This window comes from Streptomyces sp. NBC_00239, from assembly GCF_036194065.1.
Lineage (GTDB): Bacteria > Actinomycetota > Actinomycetes > Streptomycetales > Streptomycetaceae > Streptomyces.
In genome coordinates this window covers 450,980-468,778 of the sequence record NZ_CP108095.1, presented here as the reverse complement: position 1 = coordinate 468,778, position 17,799 = coordinate 450,980, and the positions used below count along the sequence as shown (strand labels likewise).

At 72.9% G+C, this 17,799-nt stretch carries 7 protein-coding genes; all 7 read left to right on the top strand.

The annotated features are described in order from the left end of the window. The first annotated feature begins 15 nt into the window (after positions 1 to 15). Positions 16 to 4,584, top strand: a complete 4,569-nt coding sequence (locus OG764_RS02180) for a type I polyketide synthase (protein ID WP_328966647.1) — start codon at positions 16 to 18, stop codon at positions 4,582 to 4,584. Then, positions 4,581 to 12,098, top strand: coding sequence for a non-ribosomal peptide synthetase (locus tag OG764_RS02175; protein WP_328966646.1), 7,518 nt, complete (start codon positions 4,581 to 4,583; stop codon positions 12,096 to 12,098). The genes OG764_RS02180 and OG764_RS02175 overlap by 4 nt, the downstream gene beginning before the upstream one ends. Beyond that, on the top strand, positions 12,095 to 13,318 hold the full coding sequence (locus tag OG764_RS02170) for a phosphopantetheine-binding protein (RefSeq protein ID WP_328966645.1): 1,224 nt from the start codon (positions 12,095 to 12,097) through the stop codon (positions 13,316 to 13,318). The genes OG764_RS02175 and OG764_RS02170 overlap by 4 nt, the downstream gene beginning before the upstream one ends. Then, positions 13,315 to 14,631, top strand: a complete 1,317-nt coding sequence (locus OG764_RS02165) for an aminotransferase-like domain-containing protein (RefSeq protein WP_328966644.1) — start codon at positions 13,315 to 13,317, stop codon at positions 14,629 to 14,631. Before OG764_RS02170 ends, OG764_RS02165 begins: the two co-directional genes overlap by 4 nt. Beyond that, positions 14,628 to 15,731, top strand: a complete 1,104-nt coding sequence (gene dpgA / locus OG764_RS02160) for a 3,5-dihydroxyphenylacetyl-CoA synthase DpgA (protein WP_328966643.1) — start codon at positions 14,628 to 14,630, stop codon at positions 15,729 to 15,731. The genes OG764_RS02165 and dpgA overlap by 4 nt, the downstream gene beginning before the upstream one ends. 32 nt (positions 15,732 to 15,763) lie before the next feature. Next, on the top strand, positions 15,764 to 16,453 hold the full coding sequence (dpgB, locus tag OG764_RS02155; RefSeq protein ID WP_328966642.1) for an enoyl-CoA-hydratase DpgB: 690 nt from the start codon (positions 15,764 to 15,766) through the stop codon (positions 16,451 to 16,453). A 62-nt stretch (positions 16,454 to 16,515) separates the two neighbouring features. After that, a complete protein-coding gene (dpgC, locus tag OG764_RS02150; protein WP_328972850.1) occupies positions 16,516 to 17,787 on the top strand; it encodes a (3,5-dihydroxyphenyl)acetyl-CoA 1,2-dioxygenase DpgC in 1,272 nt (423 codons plus the stop codon). The last annotated feature ends 12 nt before the right edge of the window (positions 17,788 to 17,799 follow it).

Sequence of the window (17,799 nt, the reverse complement as noted above, 5' to 3'; positions counted from 1 at the left end):
ACCATGGAGCGGATCTTGAACGCACACCAGACCGGCCCGGACGGCACGGACGGCCCGGACGAACCGGACGGCCGCATCGCGATCATCGGCATGGCCGGGCGATTTCCCGGAGCGGAGTCACCGGACGAGCTGTGGGACCTGCTCGTCTCCGGCCGCGAGGCGCTGAGCCGGTTCACACCGGAGGAACTGCGCGCGTCCGGTGTGCCCGACGCGGAGGCGGCGCAGCCGGGCTACGTACCGGTGAAGGGCATTCTCGACGACATCGCCGGATTCGACTCCCAGCTGTTCGGCTACAGCGGACTCGAGGCCTCCGTCATCGATCCGCAGCAGCGGATCTTCCTGGAGAGCGCCTGGGCAGCGCTGGAGGACGCCGGGTGTGATCCGGAGCGGTTCACCGGATCCGCCGCGGTCTTCGCGGGCTCCATGCTCAGCACGTATCTGATCCACAATCTGCTGCCCCGCACCGATCTGAAGGCCTCGCTCGGCGTCCCGCTGATCTTCCAGGGCAATGCTCCGGACGGGCTCGCGCCCCGGGTCGCGTACAAGTTCAACCTGCGCGGCCCCGCGGTGAACGTGCAGACCGCCTGCTCCACTTCGCTCGTCGCCGTCCACCTGGCAGCGCAGAGCCTCCTGTCGCAGGAGTGCGACCTGGCTCTGGCCGGGGGAGTCTCGGTCACCGTGCCCCACCGCTCGGGCTACCTGCCCGCCGCGAGCGGCATCGAGTCGCCCGACGGGCACTGCAGGCCCTTCTCGGCCGACGCCAACGGCACGGTCTTCAGCAACGGGGCGGGCGTCGTCGTCCTCAAACGGCTCTCCGACGCCCTCGCCGACGGCGACCGGGTGCACGCCGTGCTGCTCGGCTCCGCGATCAACAACGACGGTGCCGCAAGGGCCGGTTACACGGCACCGGGAGTCGCGGGACAGACCGCGGTCATCCGCGAGGCGCTGTCGATGGCGGGGGTGAGCCCGCGGTCCATCGGGTACGTCGAGGCCCATGGCACCGGCACTCCCATCGGCGACCCCATCGAGACGGCCGCACTCACCGCCGTCTACGGTGCGGCCGCGACCGGCGAGGACGAGCGGGCCTGGTGCGCGCTGGGGTCGGCCAAGGCGCACATCGGCCACCTGGACGCGGCGGCCGGGGTCACCGGTCTGATCAAGACGGTGCTGATGCTCCGGCACCGGCGGATTCCGGCGTCTCCGCACCCGGTCCGAACCCACTCCGGATCAGGCCTGGACGGGAGCCCGTTCTTCGTCCCCGAAGGACTCGCCGAATGGCCGCCCGCCGAAGGGCCCCGGCGCGCCGCGGTCAGCTCGTTCGGCATCGGCGGCACCAATGCCCACGTCATCCTCGAACAGGCCCCCGACCCCGCTCCCCGCGCCGCCGCGCACGCCCCCGTCCTGCCGGTGGCGCTGCCGCTCTCCGCTCGTACCGAAACCGCCCTGGGCACCCTGGCGGTCCGGCTCTCGGACCACCTGACCGCCCACCCGGGGCAGCGGATCGACGACATCGCCCGCACCCTGCGCACGGGACGCAGGCAACTGCGCCGCCGCCGCGTCGTCGTGGCCGGCGACACCGCCGAGGCCGCCGAGGCGCTCCGCGCGGCGGGCCGGCACACCACGGTGGAGGCGACCACCGCCCGGGACGACGCACCCGTCGGCTTCATGCTGCCGGGGCAGGGCGCGCAGTTCCCCACCATGGCGGTCGGGCTGCACCGCGACCATCCGGTGTTCAGGGCCGCCCTCGACGAGTGCGCCCGCCTGCTGACGCCCGACCTCGGCCACAACCTGGTCGAACTGCTGCGCGCCGGTAGCGCGGACGTACTGCGCCGTACGTCCGTCACCCAGCCCGCGGTGGTGGCCGTCAGCTGGGCCCTGAGCCGCCTGTGGGAGCACTGGGGCGTACGGCCGCGGGCCCTGCTCGGGCACAGCCTGGGCGAGTACACCGCGGCGCTGCTCTCCGGCGTACTCGAACTCCCCGACGCACTGGCCCTGACGTCCGCCCGGGGCCGACTGCTGGAACAGACCGGGCCCGGGGCCATGTTCGCGGTGTCGCTGACGGAATCGGACGCCCTGGAGGCCGCGGAGCGGTACGGGCTCGACCTCGCCGCCGTCAACGGGCCGCGGGCGACGGTGCTGTCCGGTACGGAGCAGGCGGTGGACCGGGCGACGGCTGCACTCGCCGGGAACGGGCTGCGGCCGGTGCGGCTGCCGGTCGACCGTGCGTTCCACAGCGCCCTGTGCGAGGGCGCCGCCGAGCGGTTCGCCGACCAGTTCTCCGGTCTCACCCTGCGCTCGCCCCGGACGCCCTTCGTCTCCAACCTGACCGGAGACTGGATCACCGACGAACAGGCAACCGACCCCGGCTACTGGGTGCGGCAGATGAGGGCCCCGGTCCGCTTCCACGACGGCGTGCACCGCATGACGTCGCTGGACGACGACCTGGTCCTCGTGGAGAGCGGTCCGGGCGGCGTCCTCACCGACCTGGTCAGAGGGGCCGGCGACAGCGGCTCCGCGCGGCCCCGGACCGCCCGGCCCCCGCTGCCGTCGCGCGGCCGGCGATCGGACCGGGACGAGGCCCGCGCCGCCGTGCTCTCGCTGGCGGACCTGTGGACCCGCGGGGTCGACGTCCGCTGGGAACCGCTCGGCACCGACGCCCGGGTGACCGGCCTGCCCGGCTACCCGTTCGAGCGCCGACCGCACTGGATCGAGCCGTATCCGTCGGGCGGGCCCGCCGCCCCCACCGCAGCCCTCGCACAGGCCGAGGCGGCCCCCGCGCAGGCCGAGGCGGTGGTCCCCGCGCAGGCCGAGGCGGTGGTCCCCGCGCAGGCCGAGGCGGCCCACGCACAGGTCGCCTGGCGCCCGCTGCGCGTCGACGACGGCGCCGACCCCCTCGACGGCCGCCGGTGGACCTGGCTCGTCCTGCTCGACCGGCAAGGGCTGGCCCAGCCGCTCGCCGACCTGCTCACCAGCCGCGGTCAGATCGTCACCGTCGTGCGGCCCGGCACCGGCTACCGACGGGTCCGACGCGGTGTGTACGAGATCGACCCCACCGATCAGGCCCAGTACACCAAGCTCCTGGCGGAGCTGCGGTCGCTGGTGCGCACCCCCACCGCGGTCCTGCACGCCTGGGGCCTGGGCCCCGTAGGGGCGGACGAGACCGAAGGGTACTTCGGGCTCATCCGGCTCGCCCGCGCCATGGCCGCCGAAAGCGTCGTCCACGAGGTCCGGCTCGGCGTCCTCACCGCCGGCGCGTTCCGCACCGGGCCCGGCGAACGGCCCGACCCCGCGGCCGCCCTCATGAGCGGACCCGTGCAGGTGCTGCCCGAGGAGTATCCGAATCTCCACTGCACCCAGCTCGACCTGGCGCCAGGCGAGATCCCCGACGAGACCCGCGCCGCGGACCTGGTGCGCACGGTGCTCACCGCCCCCGCCCGGCTGATGGCCCTGCGCGAGGGGCAGTGGCTCGGCCGCGCGGTCGAGCCCGTGGACCGCCCGGTGCCCGCCACCCCCTCCCGGCTGCGCCGCGGCGGAACGTATCTGATCACCGGCGGGCTCGGCGGGATCGGACTCGTCCTCGCCGGTCAGCTGGCGCGGACCTGCGACGCCCGGCTCGTGCTCGTCGGCCGCCGGGCAACACCCGACGAGGGCGACGGGTCGGCAGCCGCCCTGCGCGAACTGCGGGCCTCCGGAACCGAAGTCCTCACCGTTCGGGCGGACGTCACCGACCGCAGCGAGCTGGCCCGGGCACTCGACGCCGCCCGCGACCGCTTCGGGTCCATCGACGGTGTCGTCCACTGCGCCGGGATCCCCGGCGGGGGCTCCGTCGAACTGCGTAGCGACGACGAGATGCGCGCCGTCCTCGCCCCCAAGACGGCAGGAGTGCGCCATCTGCTCGCCGAGCTGCGGCCGGGCGAGGCCGGGCTCCTCGTCCTGTGCTCCTCCCTGGCCACCCTCGTGCCCACCTACGGTCAGGCCGACTACACGGCCGCCAACTCTTATCTCGTGGCCGTGGCGGAGGCGGAGAACACCCGCGGCGAGCGCCACGCCGTCGCCGTGGACTGGGACATGTGGGCCCGGGTCGGCATGGCCAGCAGGGCACAAGTCCCCGCCGACCTGCGGGACTTCCAGCAGACCATGATCGCCGGCGCCCTGAGCCCCGAGCAGGGTGCGCGCGCCTTCACCGCGCTCGTCGAAGGGCCTGGGGGCCGGGCCGTCGTGGCCCGCGCCGGGACCGGCACGGGCCCGGACGGAACGGTCGCCTTCACGCCGGCCCTGGCACCGCGTCCCTCGGCCCTCCAGCCGAGGCCCGAACTGGCCACGGAGTACGTCGCTCCACGCACCGCGACCGAGGAGCGCCTGGCCGCGGTCTACGCCGAACTGCTCGGCCTGGAACGGGTCGGCGTCACCGACGACTTCCTGGAACTCGGCGGGCATTCGCTGCTCGCCGCCAGGGTCGTGGCCAGGCTGCGCACCGAGTTCGACGTCGAGGTGCCCGCCCGGCTGTTCTTCGAGGGCGGACGCGTCGCGGACCTCGCCCTGGAAGTCGAAGAGTTGATCCTCACCGAACTGGAGGGCCAGTGAGCGCCACACCGGACCGGCCGCCCGGCAGCGGCCGGCAGGACCGAAACGACCGGCTGGCCCGGCTGAGCCCCCGGCAGCGCGCCCTCTTCGAGGAACGCGTCGGCGGTCGCGGCAGCGCCGGCCGCGAGCCCGGGGCGCCGGTGCCACCGCGCGACCGGGACGCGCCCGCCCCGCTGTCCCCGGGCCAGGAACGGCTGTGGTTCCTGGAACAGCTGGCGCCCGGCCACGCCATGTACAACGAGTACGTGGCGCTGAGCCTGACCGGACCGCTCGACGTGGCCGCACTGGACACGGCCCTGCGTGAACTGACGGTCCGCCATGAGGCGCTGCGCACCGTGGTCGCCATGGCCGGCCAGACCCCCGTGCAGAGGGTTCTGGAACCCGCCGCTTCGGTCCTGCGGATCGTGGAACTGGACGAAGACCCGGCAGGCGGCCTCGACGACGCCGAGCGGGAACTCGCCCGCCATGAGGCCGCCGCCCCTTTCGACCTGGAGCGGGGCCCGCTGTTCCGCGCCCTGCTGATCCGCTCGGGCCCCCGGCGCGCGCTGCTCGTGGTGGTGAACCACCACATGGTGGGCGACGCCTGGTCCAGGAGCGTCCTGGTGGACGATCTGTGCGCGTTCTACCGTCCGCATCCCGGCCTGCACCCGGCACCCGAGCCGCTCGCCCTCCAGTACGCGGACTGGGCCGCCTGGCAGCGCGACCGCACCGACGACGAGTCGCTGTCGGCCTCACTGGCCTACTGGCGTCGGCAACTGGACGGCGCACCGGGCCTGCTGGACCTGGCGACGGACCGCCCGCGGCCGCCCGTGCGCTCGTACCGCGGCGGACAGGTGCGCTTCACCCTCGACGAGGCGCTCACCGCAGCGGTCGAGGAGACCGCCCGGGCGGCACGGGCCACCCCCTTCATGGTGACCCTGGCGGCCTGGCAGGCCGTGCTGATGCGCCACTCCGGACAGGAGGACGTGGTCGTCGGCGTGCCCACGGCCGGCCGCGACAGGCCCGAACTGGAGCCGCTCGTCGGCATGTTCGTCAACAGCGTGGTGCTGCGCACGGACCTGTCGGGCAACCCCGCGTTCGGAGACCTGATCGCACGGGTACGGGAGGGCGCGCTGGGCGCCCTGGCGCATGCCCAGGTGCCCTTCGAGCGCATCGTCCGCGAACTGCAGCCCGAGCGCGACCTCAGCCACGACCCGCTCTACCAAGTGCAGTTCGGCTACCGCAACGTCCCCGCGCACGCGTTCTCGCTGACCGGCCTGACGGTCGAGCCGGTCGACCTCGACAACGGAACCTGCCGCACCGACCTCGGTCTGGAACTCGGGCTGCACGGCGCGACCACCGAGGGAATCTGCGAGTACAGCGGCGACCTCTTCGACGAGGCGACCGTGCGGGGCTTCACCGACACCCTGGTCCGCGTCCTGCGCAGGGGGACGGCCGACCCCGGCCTCCCCCTGTCCGAGCTGCTCGCGCTCACCGACGCGGAGCGCGACGCGATCGACGCCGCCGGCGAAGGGCCGCCGCTCCCCGCCGACGCGGCGGACATCGTGGAGACGTTCGCCGCGACCGTACGCAACCGTCCGGACGACGAAGCGCTGATCACCGTGGACGGCGCCGAGCGCCCGGTGCTGACCTACCGCGAGCTGGACCGACTGGTGGACCGGGTGCTGCGGCAGCTGCGCGCGGCAGGAGTGGGACCGGGGGACCGGGTGGGACTGTGCCTGCGGCGGGGAGCCGAACTCCCCGCCGCCATGCTCGCGGTCCTGCGGGCCGGAGCGGCCTACCTGCCACTGGATCCGGACTATCCGGCCGCCCGCATCCAGTACGTGATCGACGACGCGGCCCCCGCCGTCGTGGTGACGCACGCCGCCACCCAGGGCGTCGTCGCCGGCGACGTACCCCAACTGGACCTGGACGCGGCCCCGGAGCGTGACGGCCGCGCCGGACCGGTCGAACCGGCGGCGCCCGATCCCGAGAGCGCCGCCTACGTGATCCACACGTCGGGGTCCACCGGAGAACCCAAGGGCGTGGTGGTCAGGCGCCGCAACCTCACCGCCTTCCTGGCCGCGATGGACGAGACGGTCGGCGACGACGGGGAGCGCACCAGCTGGCTCGCCGTGACCAGTACGTCCTTCGACATCTCGGTACTCGAACTGCTGTGGACCCTGAGCAGGGGACACCGCGTCGTACTCGGCCCGGACGGCGGCGCCGCCCCGACGCACACCGGGGAGCCGTCCGCGGCACCGGACTTCAGCCTCTTCTACTTCGCCAGTGACACGGCCGAAACGGCGGCCGGGCCCGACAGGTACCGGCTGCTGATGGACGGCGCGCGGTTCGCCGACACCCATGACTTCAGCGCCGTCTGGCTCCCCGAGCGGCACTTCCACGCCTTCGGCGGTTCCTATCCCGCCCCCTCGGTCCTCGCCGCGGCTGTCGCCCAGGTCACCGAGCGGATCGGGATCAGGGCCGGCAGCGTGGTCATGCCCCTGCACCACCCGGTGCGCGTCGCCGAGGAATGGGCGGTGGTCGACAACCTCTCCGCGGGCCGGGTCGGGCTCTCCTTCGCCTCAGGCTGGCACGTCGACGACTTCGTCCTGGCGAAGGACGCCTACGACGACCGCCAGGCCCGCACCCTGGAGGGCCTGGACCAGGTGCGCAGGCTGTGGCGCGGCGAGAAGGTCGCGTTCGAAGCGCCCGGCGGCCGCGTCCTGGACACCGCGGTGCTGCCCACTCCCGTCCAGGCCGAACTGCCGTACTGGCTCACGTCCTCCGGCAGCCCGGACACCTGCCGACGGGCCGGTGAGGCCGGGGCAGGACTGCTGACCCATCTGCTCGGCCAGGACACGGACACGCTCGCGCAGCGGATCGCAGAGTACCGGGCGGCCTGGAAGCAGGCCGGGCACCCGGGTGACCCGCACGTCACCGTGATGCTGCACACCTACGTGGGGGCCGACGCGGACGACGTGCGCGCGGTCGCGTGGCAGCCGTTCCGCGCCTACCTGCGGTCTTCGGTCGGGCTGATCGCGAACCTGGCCCGCGGGCTCGGCATGGACGTCAAGGCCGCCGATTTCACCCCCGAGGACGAGGAGGCCCTGCTCGACCACGCCTGCTCCCGCTATCTGGGCGAGGGCTCGCTGATCGGCACCGTCGACCAGTGCCTGCCCCTGGTGCGACGGCTCGGCGCGATGGGCGTGGACGAGATCGCCTGCCTGCTGGACTTCGGGATCCCCGCCGAGGCCGCCCTCACCGGGCTGTCCCGGCTGGACGAACTGCGCCGCGCCGCCGGGCGGCATCCCGTCACCACCCCCGCCGCGACCACTGCCCCGAGCACCTTCGAGACCCCGCTGACGAGCCTGATCGACACCCACGGGATCACCCACCTCCAGTGCACCCCCTCGCGAGCGCGCACCCTGCTCGACGAACCCGCCCCCGGGGCCCTGCGGTCGCTGCGCCGCATCCTGCTCGGAGGCGAGCCGCTGGACGCCGAACTGGTACGGGAGCTGGCCCGGCACACCGGCGCGGAACTGCGGAACATGTACGGACCGACCGAGACGACCGTCTGGTCCACCACCGATGTCCTCGACCCGGACGGTGCCGTCACCATCGGGCGCCCCATCGCCGGAACCGCCGTGAGGGTTCTCGACCGGTACGGGCGCCGGACACCGGTCGGCGTGCCGGGAGAGCTGTACATCATGGGTGCCGGGGTCACCGCCGGATACCTCGGCAGGCCCGAACTCACCGAGGAGCGGTTCGTCCCCGGCCCCCGCGGCCGTCCCGACCTCCTGGGCCCGGATCGCACGATGTACCGGACCGGCGACATCGTCCGCACCCGCGGAGACGGCCGGCTCGAATACCTCGCGCGCAACGACCAGCAGATCAAGATCCGTGGATTCCGTGTGGAGACGGGCGAGGTCGAGGCGGCCCTGGCCGGGGCGCCCGGCGTCCGCCAGGCCGCGGTCACGGTATGGGACGCCGGTCCCGGAGACCGGCGGCTGGCGGGCTACCTCGTACCCCAGCCCGGCGCCGCACCCGATGTCGCCGACGTACGACGCCATGTCGCCGCCCGGCTGCCGGGCTACATGGTCCCCACGGTCCTGACGGTGGTCGAGGCGCTGCCGCTGACGGCCAACGGCAAGCTGGACCGGGCCGCGCTGCCCGAGCCCTCCGCCCCGGCACCGCGACCGACGGGCGGGCGAGGGGCGAGGACCACGCGGGAGCAGATCCTGCAAGGGCTGTTCGCCGAGACCCTCGGCCTGCCCGACGTGGGAATCGACGACGACTTCTTCGCGCTGGGCGGTCACTCGCTGCTCGCCATGCGCCTGATCAACCGCATCAGGACCGTACTGGACGCCGAGGTCGACGTGCGGGCGCTGTTCGAAGCGACCACCGTGGCGGCCCTGGCCGGACGGCTGGGAGACGGAACCGTCCGCAAGCGCCCCGAGCTCAAGCCGTTCACCCCCCGCCCCGAGCACCTGCCGCTGTCACCGGGGCAGTGGCGCCTGTGGTTCCTGGACCAGCTCGAAGGCGCCGGCGCGGTCTGGAACGACCCCATGGTCACCCGGATCGAGGGCGAACTCGACCAGGCGGCCCTCCGTGCGGCGGCGCGCGATCTCGTCGCCCGCCACGAAAGCCTGCGCACGGTGTTCGACGAGCACGACGGCGAGCCGGTGCAACGCGTCCTGTCCCCCGAGGAAGCGGGAGCGGACGTGCGGGTCACCCGCTGCGCCCCCGACGAGGTGGCCGCCGTGGTGGCCGCCGAGAGCGGCCGTCCCTTCCGGCTGGCCCGGGACGTCCCCATCCGGTGGCACCTCATCGAGTACGGAGCCGACACCTACACGCTGGTGATGGTCGTGCACCACATCGCCATGGACGGTTCGTCCATACGGCCGCTCCACCGCGACCTGTCCCAGGCCTACGCCGCGCGCCGCGAGGGCCGGGCTCCCGACTGGGAGCCGCTGCCGGTGCAGTACGGGGACTACACGCTGTGGCAGCGGGAACTGCTGGGCGAGGAATCGGAACCCGACAGCGAGGCCGCACGCCAACTCGCCTACTGGCGCGAGACCTTGGCGGGCAGCCCCGACGAGCTCAACCTGCCCGCCGACCGGCCCCGTCCGGACCGCGCCTCGCACCGCGGCGACGCACTCGAACTCGCGATCACCGCCGCCACGCACCAGGGCATGCGGGAACTGGCGCGGCGGCACGGCGCCACCGCGTTCATGGTGGTGCAGGCCGCAATCGCGGTGACGCTGACGCGGCTGGGCGCCGGCACGGACCTCCCGCTGGGCACCGTCGCCGCGGGACGCGCCGACGAGTCACTGCGCGATCTGGTCGGCTACTTCTCCAACACCCTGGTCCTGCGCGCCGATACATCGGGCGACCCGGCCTTCACCGAGCTGCTCGCCAGGATCCGGGACACCAACCTGGCCGCCTACGACCACGCGGACCTCCCGTTCGACCGCCTGGTGGAAGCCCTCCGGCCGGTACGTACGCTGTCCCGCAATCCGCTGTTCCAGGTCGTGCTGTCCTGGGCGGGGGACAGCGGAGGCGACCTCGGTCTGCCGGGCCTGCGGTGCACTCCCACACCCACCCGCTCCCAGGTGGCCAAGGTGGACCTGGGATTCCAGGTCGACGACCAGCCGTCGGACGGGGACGACGCGGGCGGTCTGAGCCTGCTGGTGCGCTACGCCGTCGACCTGTTCGACCAGGACACGGCCCGTGCGCTGGGGGAGCGGGTGATCCGCGTGCTGGAGCAGGCCGTGGCCGAAGAGCACCGGCGGGTCGGCGAGTTCGACCTCCTGTCGCCCGAAGAGCGTCGGCACGTCCTCGTGGACTGGAACGAGACCGTCGCCGCCACCGTGCCGGGCACCGTGGTCTCCGTGTTCGCCCGGCAGGTCGCCGCGCGCCCCGACGAGATCGCGGTCGAAGCAGCCGACACGGCGCTGACGTACCGGCAACTGGACGCGTACGCCGACCGGTTGGCCGACGTCCTCGCCGGTGCCGGAGTGGGCCCCGGTTCGGTGGTGCCGATCCTGATGGAGCGCTCGACGGACGTCGTGGCCGCCTTCCTGGGGGTGCTCAAGGCAGGAGGCGCGTACCTGCCGCTGCACACCGCACACCCTCCCGCCCATCTGGCGCTCACCCTCGCGCAGAGCACGCCCGAGGTCCTGCTCGTCGACCGGGCGCTGGCCGGACACGACCTCGTGGCCGAGCAGGAGCGGGCCGGCCGGCGCATCGTTCTGGTCGAGCCCGGCCCGACCGGTGCCCGGGCGGAGGCCGGGGAGCCGGCCGCCCGGCCCGCCGTGCGCCCCGGGGACCTCGCCTATGTGATGTACACGTCCGGGTCGACCGGAGTGCCGAAGGGGATCGAGATCACCCACGAGGACGTGGTGGGCCTGGCGCTCGACCCGTGCTGGGAGGTGGACCGCACCGACCGGATCCTGTTCCAGGCTCCGCACGCCTTCGACGGCTCCACCTACGAGATCTGGGCGCCCCTGCTGGCAGGCGGCCGCGTGGTGGTCGCCCCGCCCGGCGGGCTGAACGCCGCCCGCCTGCAGGACCTCGTCGAGCAGCACGGCATCACCCGGCTGAGCCTGACCGCCGGCCTGTTCCGGGTGATCGCGGAGGACGCCCCGGAGGCGTTCCGGGGCCTGGCGGAGGTGACCACGGGCGGGGACGTGATCTCTCCCGCCTCCGTCTCACGCGTGCTCGACGCCTGCCCGGAGACCGTGGTCAGAACCACGTACGGTCCGACCGAGATGACGCTGTGCGTCACCCAACGACCCTGGCGGGCCGGGGACCGGATCGGCTCGACGGTGCCGCTCGGCCGCCCGTTGGACGACACCCGCCTGTACGTCGTCGACGCATGGCGGCGACCGGTGCCACCGGGCGTGGCGGGGGAACTGTGCGTCGCCGGTGCGGGCACGGCCCGCGGCTACCGCGGCCGCAGCGACCTGACGGCCGAGCGGTTCGTCGCGAACCCCTTCGGCAAACCGGGCGAGCGCATGTACCGCACCGGTGACCTGGTGCGCTGGTCGCACGAGGGCGAACTGGTCTTTCTCGGCAGGATGGACGACCAGGTCAAGATCAGCGGATACCGCATCGAGATCGGTGAGGTGGAGGCCGCCCTGGCCGACGCACCGGGTGTGCGCGAGGCCACCGTGACCGTCAGCGAGGACCGCCACGGGAACAAGCGGCTGATCGGCTACATCGTTCCGCAGGGCGACCCGGCGCCGGACACGGCCGCGGTGGCGCGCGGCCTGACCGGCCGACTGCCCGCGTACATGGTGCCGTCGGCGCTGGTCGTGCTCGACGCACTCCCGCTGACCGCCAACGGCAAACTCGACCGGGCCGCGCTGCCCCCGGCCCCGGACAGGCTGCCACCGCAGGGCCCCGCGCGGCCGGCCCCGATCGGTGACGGCCCCGAGCCGACACCCGCCCCCACGTCGGCACCCGGCCGACTGATCCATCGCATCCGCACCGCCGCCGGTCGCAACCGGCGCGGTCGGCCCGGCACATGAAACAGAGGGAGGACAAGGTGAAGATCCGCGGGTTCCGCATCGATACCGCCGCGGTCGAGGCCGCGCTGACCCGAGCGCCCGGAGTACGACAGGCCTTCGTGGACGCCCGGGAGGCCCGGAGCGGAGAGCTCCGCCTGGTCGGCTACCTGGTGCCGCACCGCGGCGCGGCCGTCGATCCGGTCGAGGTGAAGACGTACGTCCGCGACCGGCTGCCGGAGTACGCGGTTCCGTCCGCGCTGGTGGAAATGGAGGCTTTCCCGCTCGTCCCCAACGGCAAGCTCTGCCGTCACCGGCTGCCCGCCCCCGACTTCACCGCGGTCGCGAACCGTCCTGCGAGGACACCGGGCGAGCAGACCCTGTGCGCGCTGTTCTCCGAGGTGCTGCACCGCCCGGCCGTGGGCATCGACCACGACTTCTTCGACCTGGGCGGGAGCCCGGATTCGGTGGCGGAGCTGGTACGGAGGATCCAGGCCGAACTGGGGACGGAGCTGCGCACCGGCATGCGGCCCGAGCTGCTGTCCCGGGCTCCCACCGTCGCGCAACTGGCCCAGCTCCTCGGAGTGGGCAAGCCGGTCCGGCCCCCGCTGGGACCCAGCCGCTGGCGCAGCAAGGTGAAGATCGGCGGCCACGCGATCGCGCCCTGCGAGGTCGCGGCAACCGTGATGGCCACGCCCGGCGTGAAGCAGGCGGTGGTCGCCGTGCGGGAGGACCGCCCGGGGGAGCGCACCCTGGTCGGCTACCTCGTCCCCACGGACGACACCACCACGCTCGACGTGGCGGCCGTGCGGAGCCATCTGAGCGGTCAACTGCCGGACCACATGGTGCCGTCGGCATTCGTGTTCCTCGACACCATCCCGCTGACCGAGCAGGGCACCCTCGACCGCCCGGCGCTTCCGGCTCCCGACTACCAGGGGACCGCCGCCGGCTCCCCCCGGGCGGCCCGTACCGCCGGAGAGGAACTGCTGTGCGGGCTGTTCGCCGAGGTCCTGGACCTGCCCGAGATCGGCGTCGACCAGGACTTCTTCGAGCTGGGCGGAAACTCCCTGCTGGCGATCCGGCTGACGAACCGGGTACGCGCCACCTACGGCGTCACCATGGAGGTCAAAGAGGTGTTCGAGGACCGTACCGCGGCCGCCCTGGCACGCCGACTCGCCGGCGCGACGCCCGTGGTAGCGCCCGCGCAGGGCACACCGACGGCGGAGTCGGGGGGCCGGCGTTGAAAGCGGACGCGGCAGAGCTGGACCTGACGGAGCTGCACGGCTCCCTGCGGTCGCCCATCAGCGAGTCCATGAACTTCCTCAACGAGGTCGCGCACCGGTACCCCGATGCGATCTCCTTCGCGGCGGGGCGCCCCTACGAGGGCTTCTTCGACCTCGACGCGGTGCACCGCCACCTGGAGACGTACCGCGAGCACCTGCTGACCACGACCGGATCCGACGAGACCCGCGTCCTGCGCACCCTCCTGCAGTACGGGAGGACCAAGGGGATCATCCACGAGCTGATCGCCCGGAACCTCCTCGTGGACGAGGACATCACCGTCGACCCCGAATCCATCGTGGTCACGGTCGGCTGCCAGGAGGCCCTGTACCTCACACTGCGCGCCCTGCGCAGCACGGACCGGGACGCCCTGCTCGTCGTACCGCCCACCTACATCGGTGCCTACGGGGCCGCGCAGCTGGCCGACATGGCGCTGTTGCCGGTCAAGTCGGCCCCGGGCGGTGTCGACTTCGACGATCTGAGGTCGGTCGTGGAGCGCGCCCGGGGCCGTGGGCTGCGGCCGCGCGCCTGCTATCTGACCCCCGACTTCACCAACCCCACCGGGGTCAGCCTCGACCTGGAGGCGCGGCGGACCCTGCTGCGGCTGGCGTCGGAACTGGACTTCCTGCTCCTGGAGGACAACCCGTACGGGATCTTCCACGGCGACGCGGAGCGGCTCCCGACGCTGAAGGCGCTGGACCGCCGGCGCAGCGTCGTCTACCTGGGGTCCTACGCCAAGTCCGGAGTGCCGGGAGCACGGGTCGGGTTCGCCGTCGCCGACCAGCGGGTGGCGGGGCCGGACGGCGGCACGACCGTGCTGGCCGACGAGCTGGCGAAGATCAAAAGTGTGCTGAGCGTCAACACCTCCCCGCTCGCGCAGGCGGTCATCGGCGGGAAGCTGCTGGAGCACGGGTGCAGCATGCGCCGCGCCAACGTCCGGGAAGCCGAGGTGTACCGCGGGAACCTGCACGCGGTGCTCGCCGGGCTCACGGCCCGGTTCCCCCCGGGCACGGACCCTCCGGTGCGCTGGAACACCCCCACGGGGGGCTTCTTCCTGTGCCTCACCCTTCCCTTCGCAGCGGATGACCGTCTGCTGGAGCACTGCGCCCGAACCCACCGGGTGCTCTTCACCCCGATGCACCATTTCTACGGCGATGACGAGCCGCGCCGCCGGATACGGCTGTCCTTCAGCCATCTGTCGCACGACGAGATCGAGGACGGCCTGGACCGGCTGGCGGCCTTCGTCGCCGAACAGAGCGGGCGGGCGGCACAGTGATCCCCACCGCATCCGGGCACGGGGCCGCGGACCCCGCGCCGCTGACACGGCTCGTCGGAGTCGGCACCGCCGTCCCCGCGACGTCCTACACGCAGACCGAACTCCTCGACGCCTTCCGCATCGACGATCCCCGGATCCGCTCGGTGTTCCTCAACAGTGCGATCCAGCGCAGACATCTCACCCTGCCCCCCGAGGGCTCCGACGGCCGGCGCGTTCCGGAGCGCCAGGGCGAACTGCTGGGCAAGCACCGGCAGCAGGCCGTGGACATGGCGGTACGAGCCGTGACCGAGTGCCTCAAGGAGTCCGGCGCGGCGCCCGGCGACATCCGCTATCTCTGCTGCGTCACCTCCACGGGCTTCCTCACACCGGGCCTGAGCGCGCTGGTCCTGCGTGAGCTCGGCATCGAACGGCATTGCGGCCGACTCGACATCGTGGGCATGGGCTGCAACGCGGGGCTCAACGCGCTCAACGCCGTCTCCGGCTGGGCGCGGGCCAACCCCGGACAGCTCGCCGTGATGGTCTGTGCCGAGGCGTGCTCGGCGGCCTACGTCTTCGACGGCACGATGCGGACTTCGGTGGTCAACAGCCTCTTCGGCGACGGGGCCGCGGCGATCGCCGCCGTCGCGCACGAAGGGATCGAGGCCCGTGCGGGCCGCACGGGCCCGGAGGTCGTCAAGTTCGCCAGCGTCATCATCCCCGAGGCCATGGACGCCATGCGCTTCGACTGGGACGGCGCCCAGGACAGGTTCAGCTTCTTCCTCGATCCCGAAGTGCCCTATGTGGTGGGCGCCCACGCCGAGGAGGTCGTCACCCGGCTCCTGGCCGGAACGGGCCTGCGCCGGAGCGGGATCGACCACTGGCTGATCCATTCGGGAGGCAAGAAGGTGATCGACGCAGTGATGATCAACCTCGGGCTGAGCCGTCACGACGTGCGCCATACGACCGCTGTCCTGCGTGACTTCGGAAATCTGTCCAGCGGTTCCTTCCTCTTCTCCTACCAGCGGCTGCTCGACGAGGGCGTGATCCGCCCGGGCGAACACGGAGTCCTCATGACGATGGGCCCCGGATCGACCATCGAGACCGCATTGGTCCGCTGGTAGCGGCAACAGACGTGACGAACAACGGAGACCTCATGACGACCGCGGACCTCGAAACCGCCATGGATACCGAACTGCTGCTACGAGTGGACGGCACGCTGCCGCCCTCGGCCGAAGCGGCGGCCGCGCTGAACGCGCTGTGCGACCGGGCCGAGGCCTCCTCCCCGGCCCTCGTGGTACTGCGTGCGACGGGAGCGCCCGTGGCTCCGTGGCCCGGCGGCACCGGAGTGCGGGCAGTGAACAAGTGGGAGCGGGCCGTTCGCCGACTGGAGCGTCTGGACACGGTGACGGTCACGGTCGCCGAGGGCGACTGCGGCGGCCTCGCGCTGGACGTCCTGCTCGCTGCCGACCTCCGTCTGGCGACCGCGGACGTACGACTCCTGATGGCCGGTCAGGACGCCGACGCCTGGCCCGGAATGGGCCTGTACCGGCTGGTGCAGCAGATCGGAGTGGCCAGAGCCCGTCGCCCCGTCCTGTTCGGCGAGCCGATCCCGGCCGGCGAAGCCCTGGAACTGCGTCTGATCGACGAGATCGTCCGCGACCTGCCGAACGGAACGGAACGCGCCCACGAGATGGCCGGATCCCGCGAGGGGACGGAGTTCGCGATCCGGCGCCGGCTCCTGCACGAGGCGCAGACAGCCACCTTCGACGATGCGCTCGGCCGGCACCTCGCCGCCTGCGACCGGTTGTTGCGGCGCCGGACCTCGCAGGAGGGCACGCTGTGAACACCACGGCCGTCGAACAGCTGGTGCGGTGCGCCGGGAAGCCGGTCGGGGACGACCCGTGGATAGCCGCCCGGTCGCTCGCCGACACCGCGGACCGGTGCGACGAACTGCTGGCGAAGCTCCCCGATCCCACCGGGCGCACCCCGGAGGAACGGGCCGTCGCCGGGGACGCGAAGAACGCCGTACGCGCCCTGCGCAGCCGCTACCTGGCCGTGCACGCCGACGCGGTCTACGACCGGCTCACCGAGGGGCACGCGGTGGAACGCCGGCTCCCGGGGCTGGCCGGCCTCGCGGCGCAGGAGTTCCCCGGGCTCGTTCCCACGGCGGAGCAGATCCGGGCGGAACGGGCCAGGCCCCAAGCGGACAAGGAGGGACGGGAGATCGACCAGGGCATCCTCTTCCGCGCGCTGCTGCGCTCCCCGAGGTCCGGGCCGCACCTGGTGGATTCCATGCTGAGGCCGACGCAGCGGGCGCTGGAGCTGCTGCCGGAGTTCGAGCGCACCGGTGAACTGGACCTCGGCTCCGTACGGATCGAACGGCGGGGCGGGGCCGCCCATCTGACGATGTGCAGGGACGACTGCCTCAATGCCGAGGACGAGGCTCAGGTGGAGGACATGGAGACCGCCGTCGACCTCGCCCTGCTGGACCCCGGAGTGCGGGTCGGTCTGCTGCGAGGAGGGCCCATGAGCCACCCGCGCTATCTCCACCGGCGGGTCTTCAGCGCGGGAATCAACCTGAAGAGCCTCCAGGCGGGTCAGATCTCCCTGGTCGACTTCCTGCTGCGGCGTGAACTCGGCTACATCAACAAGCTGGTCAGGGGCCTGCTGGTGGACCACGACAGGTCCTGGCTGTCCCGCACCGTGGAAAAGCCCTGGGTCGCGGCGGTCGACACCTTCGCCATCGGCGGCGGAGCACAGCTCCTCCTCGTCTTCGACCGGGTGGTGGCGGGGGAGGACGCATACGTGAGCCTGCCGGCGGCCCAGGAGGGCATCGTCCCGGGCGCGGCCAACTTCCGGCTGGGGCGGTTCGCGGGGGGACGCAACGCACGGCAGCTCATTCTGTGGGGTCGCCGGATCCGGGCCGGCGAGCCGGACGCCCGGCTGTTCATCGACGAGGTGGCCGATCCGCGGGAGCTGGGCGCCCTGGCCGAGCGGAGCGTCGACCGCCTCGACAGCCAGGCGGTCGTCACCAATCGGCGGATGCTGAACCTGGCGGAGGAACCCGTGGAGGGGTTCCGCACCTACATGGCCGAGTTCGCGCTGCAGCAGGCCGTGCGGCTCTACAGCGAGGACGTGCTGGGCAAGGTAGGGCGTTTCACGGCGGCCAGGACCTGATGGGCCCGGTCG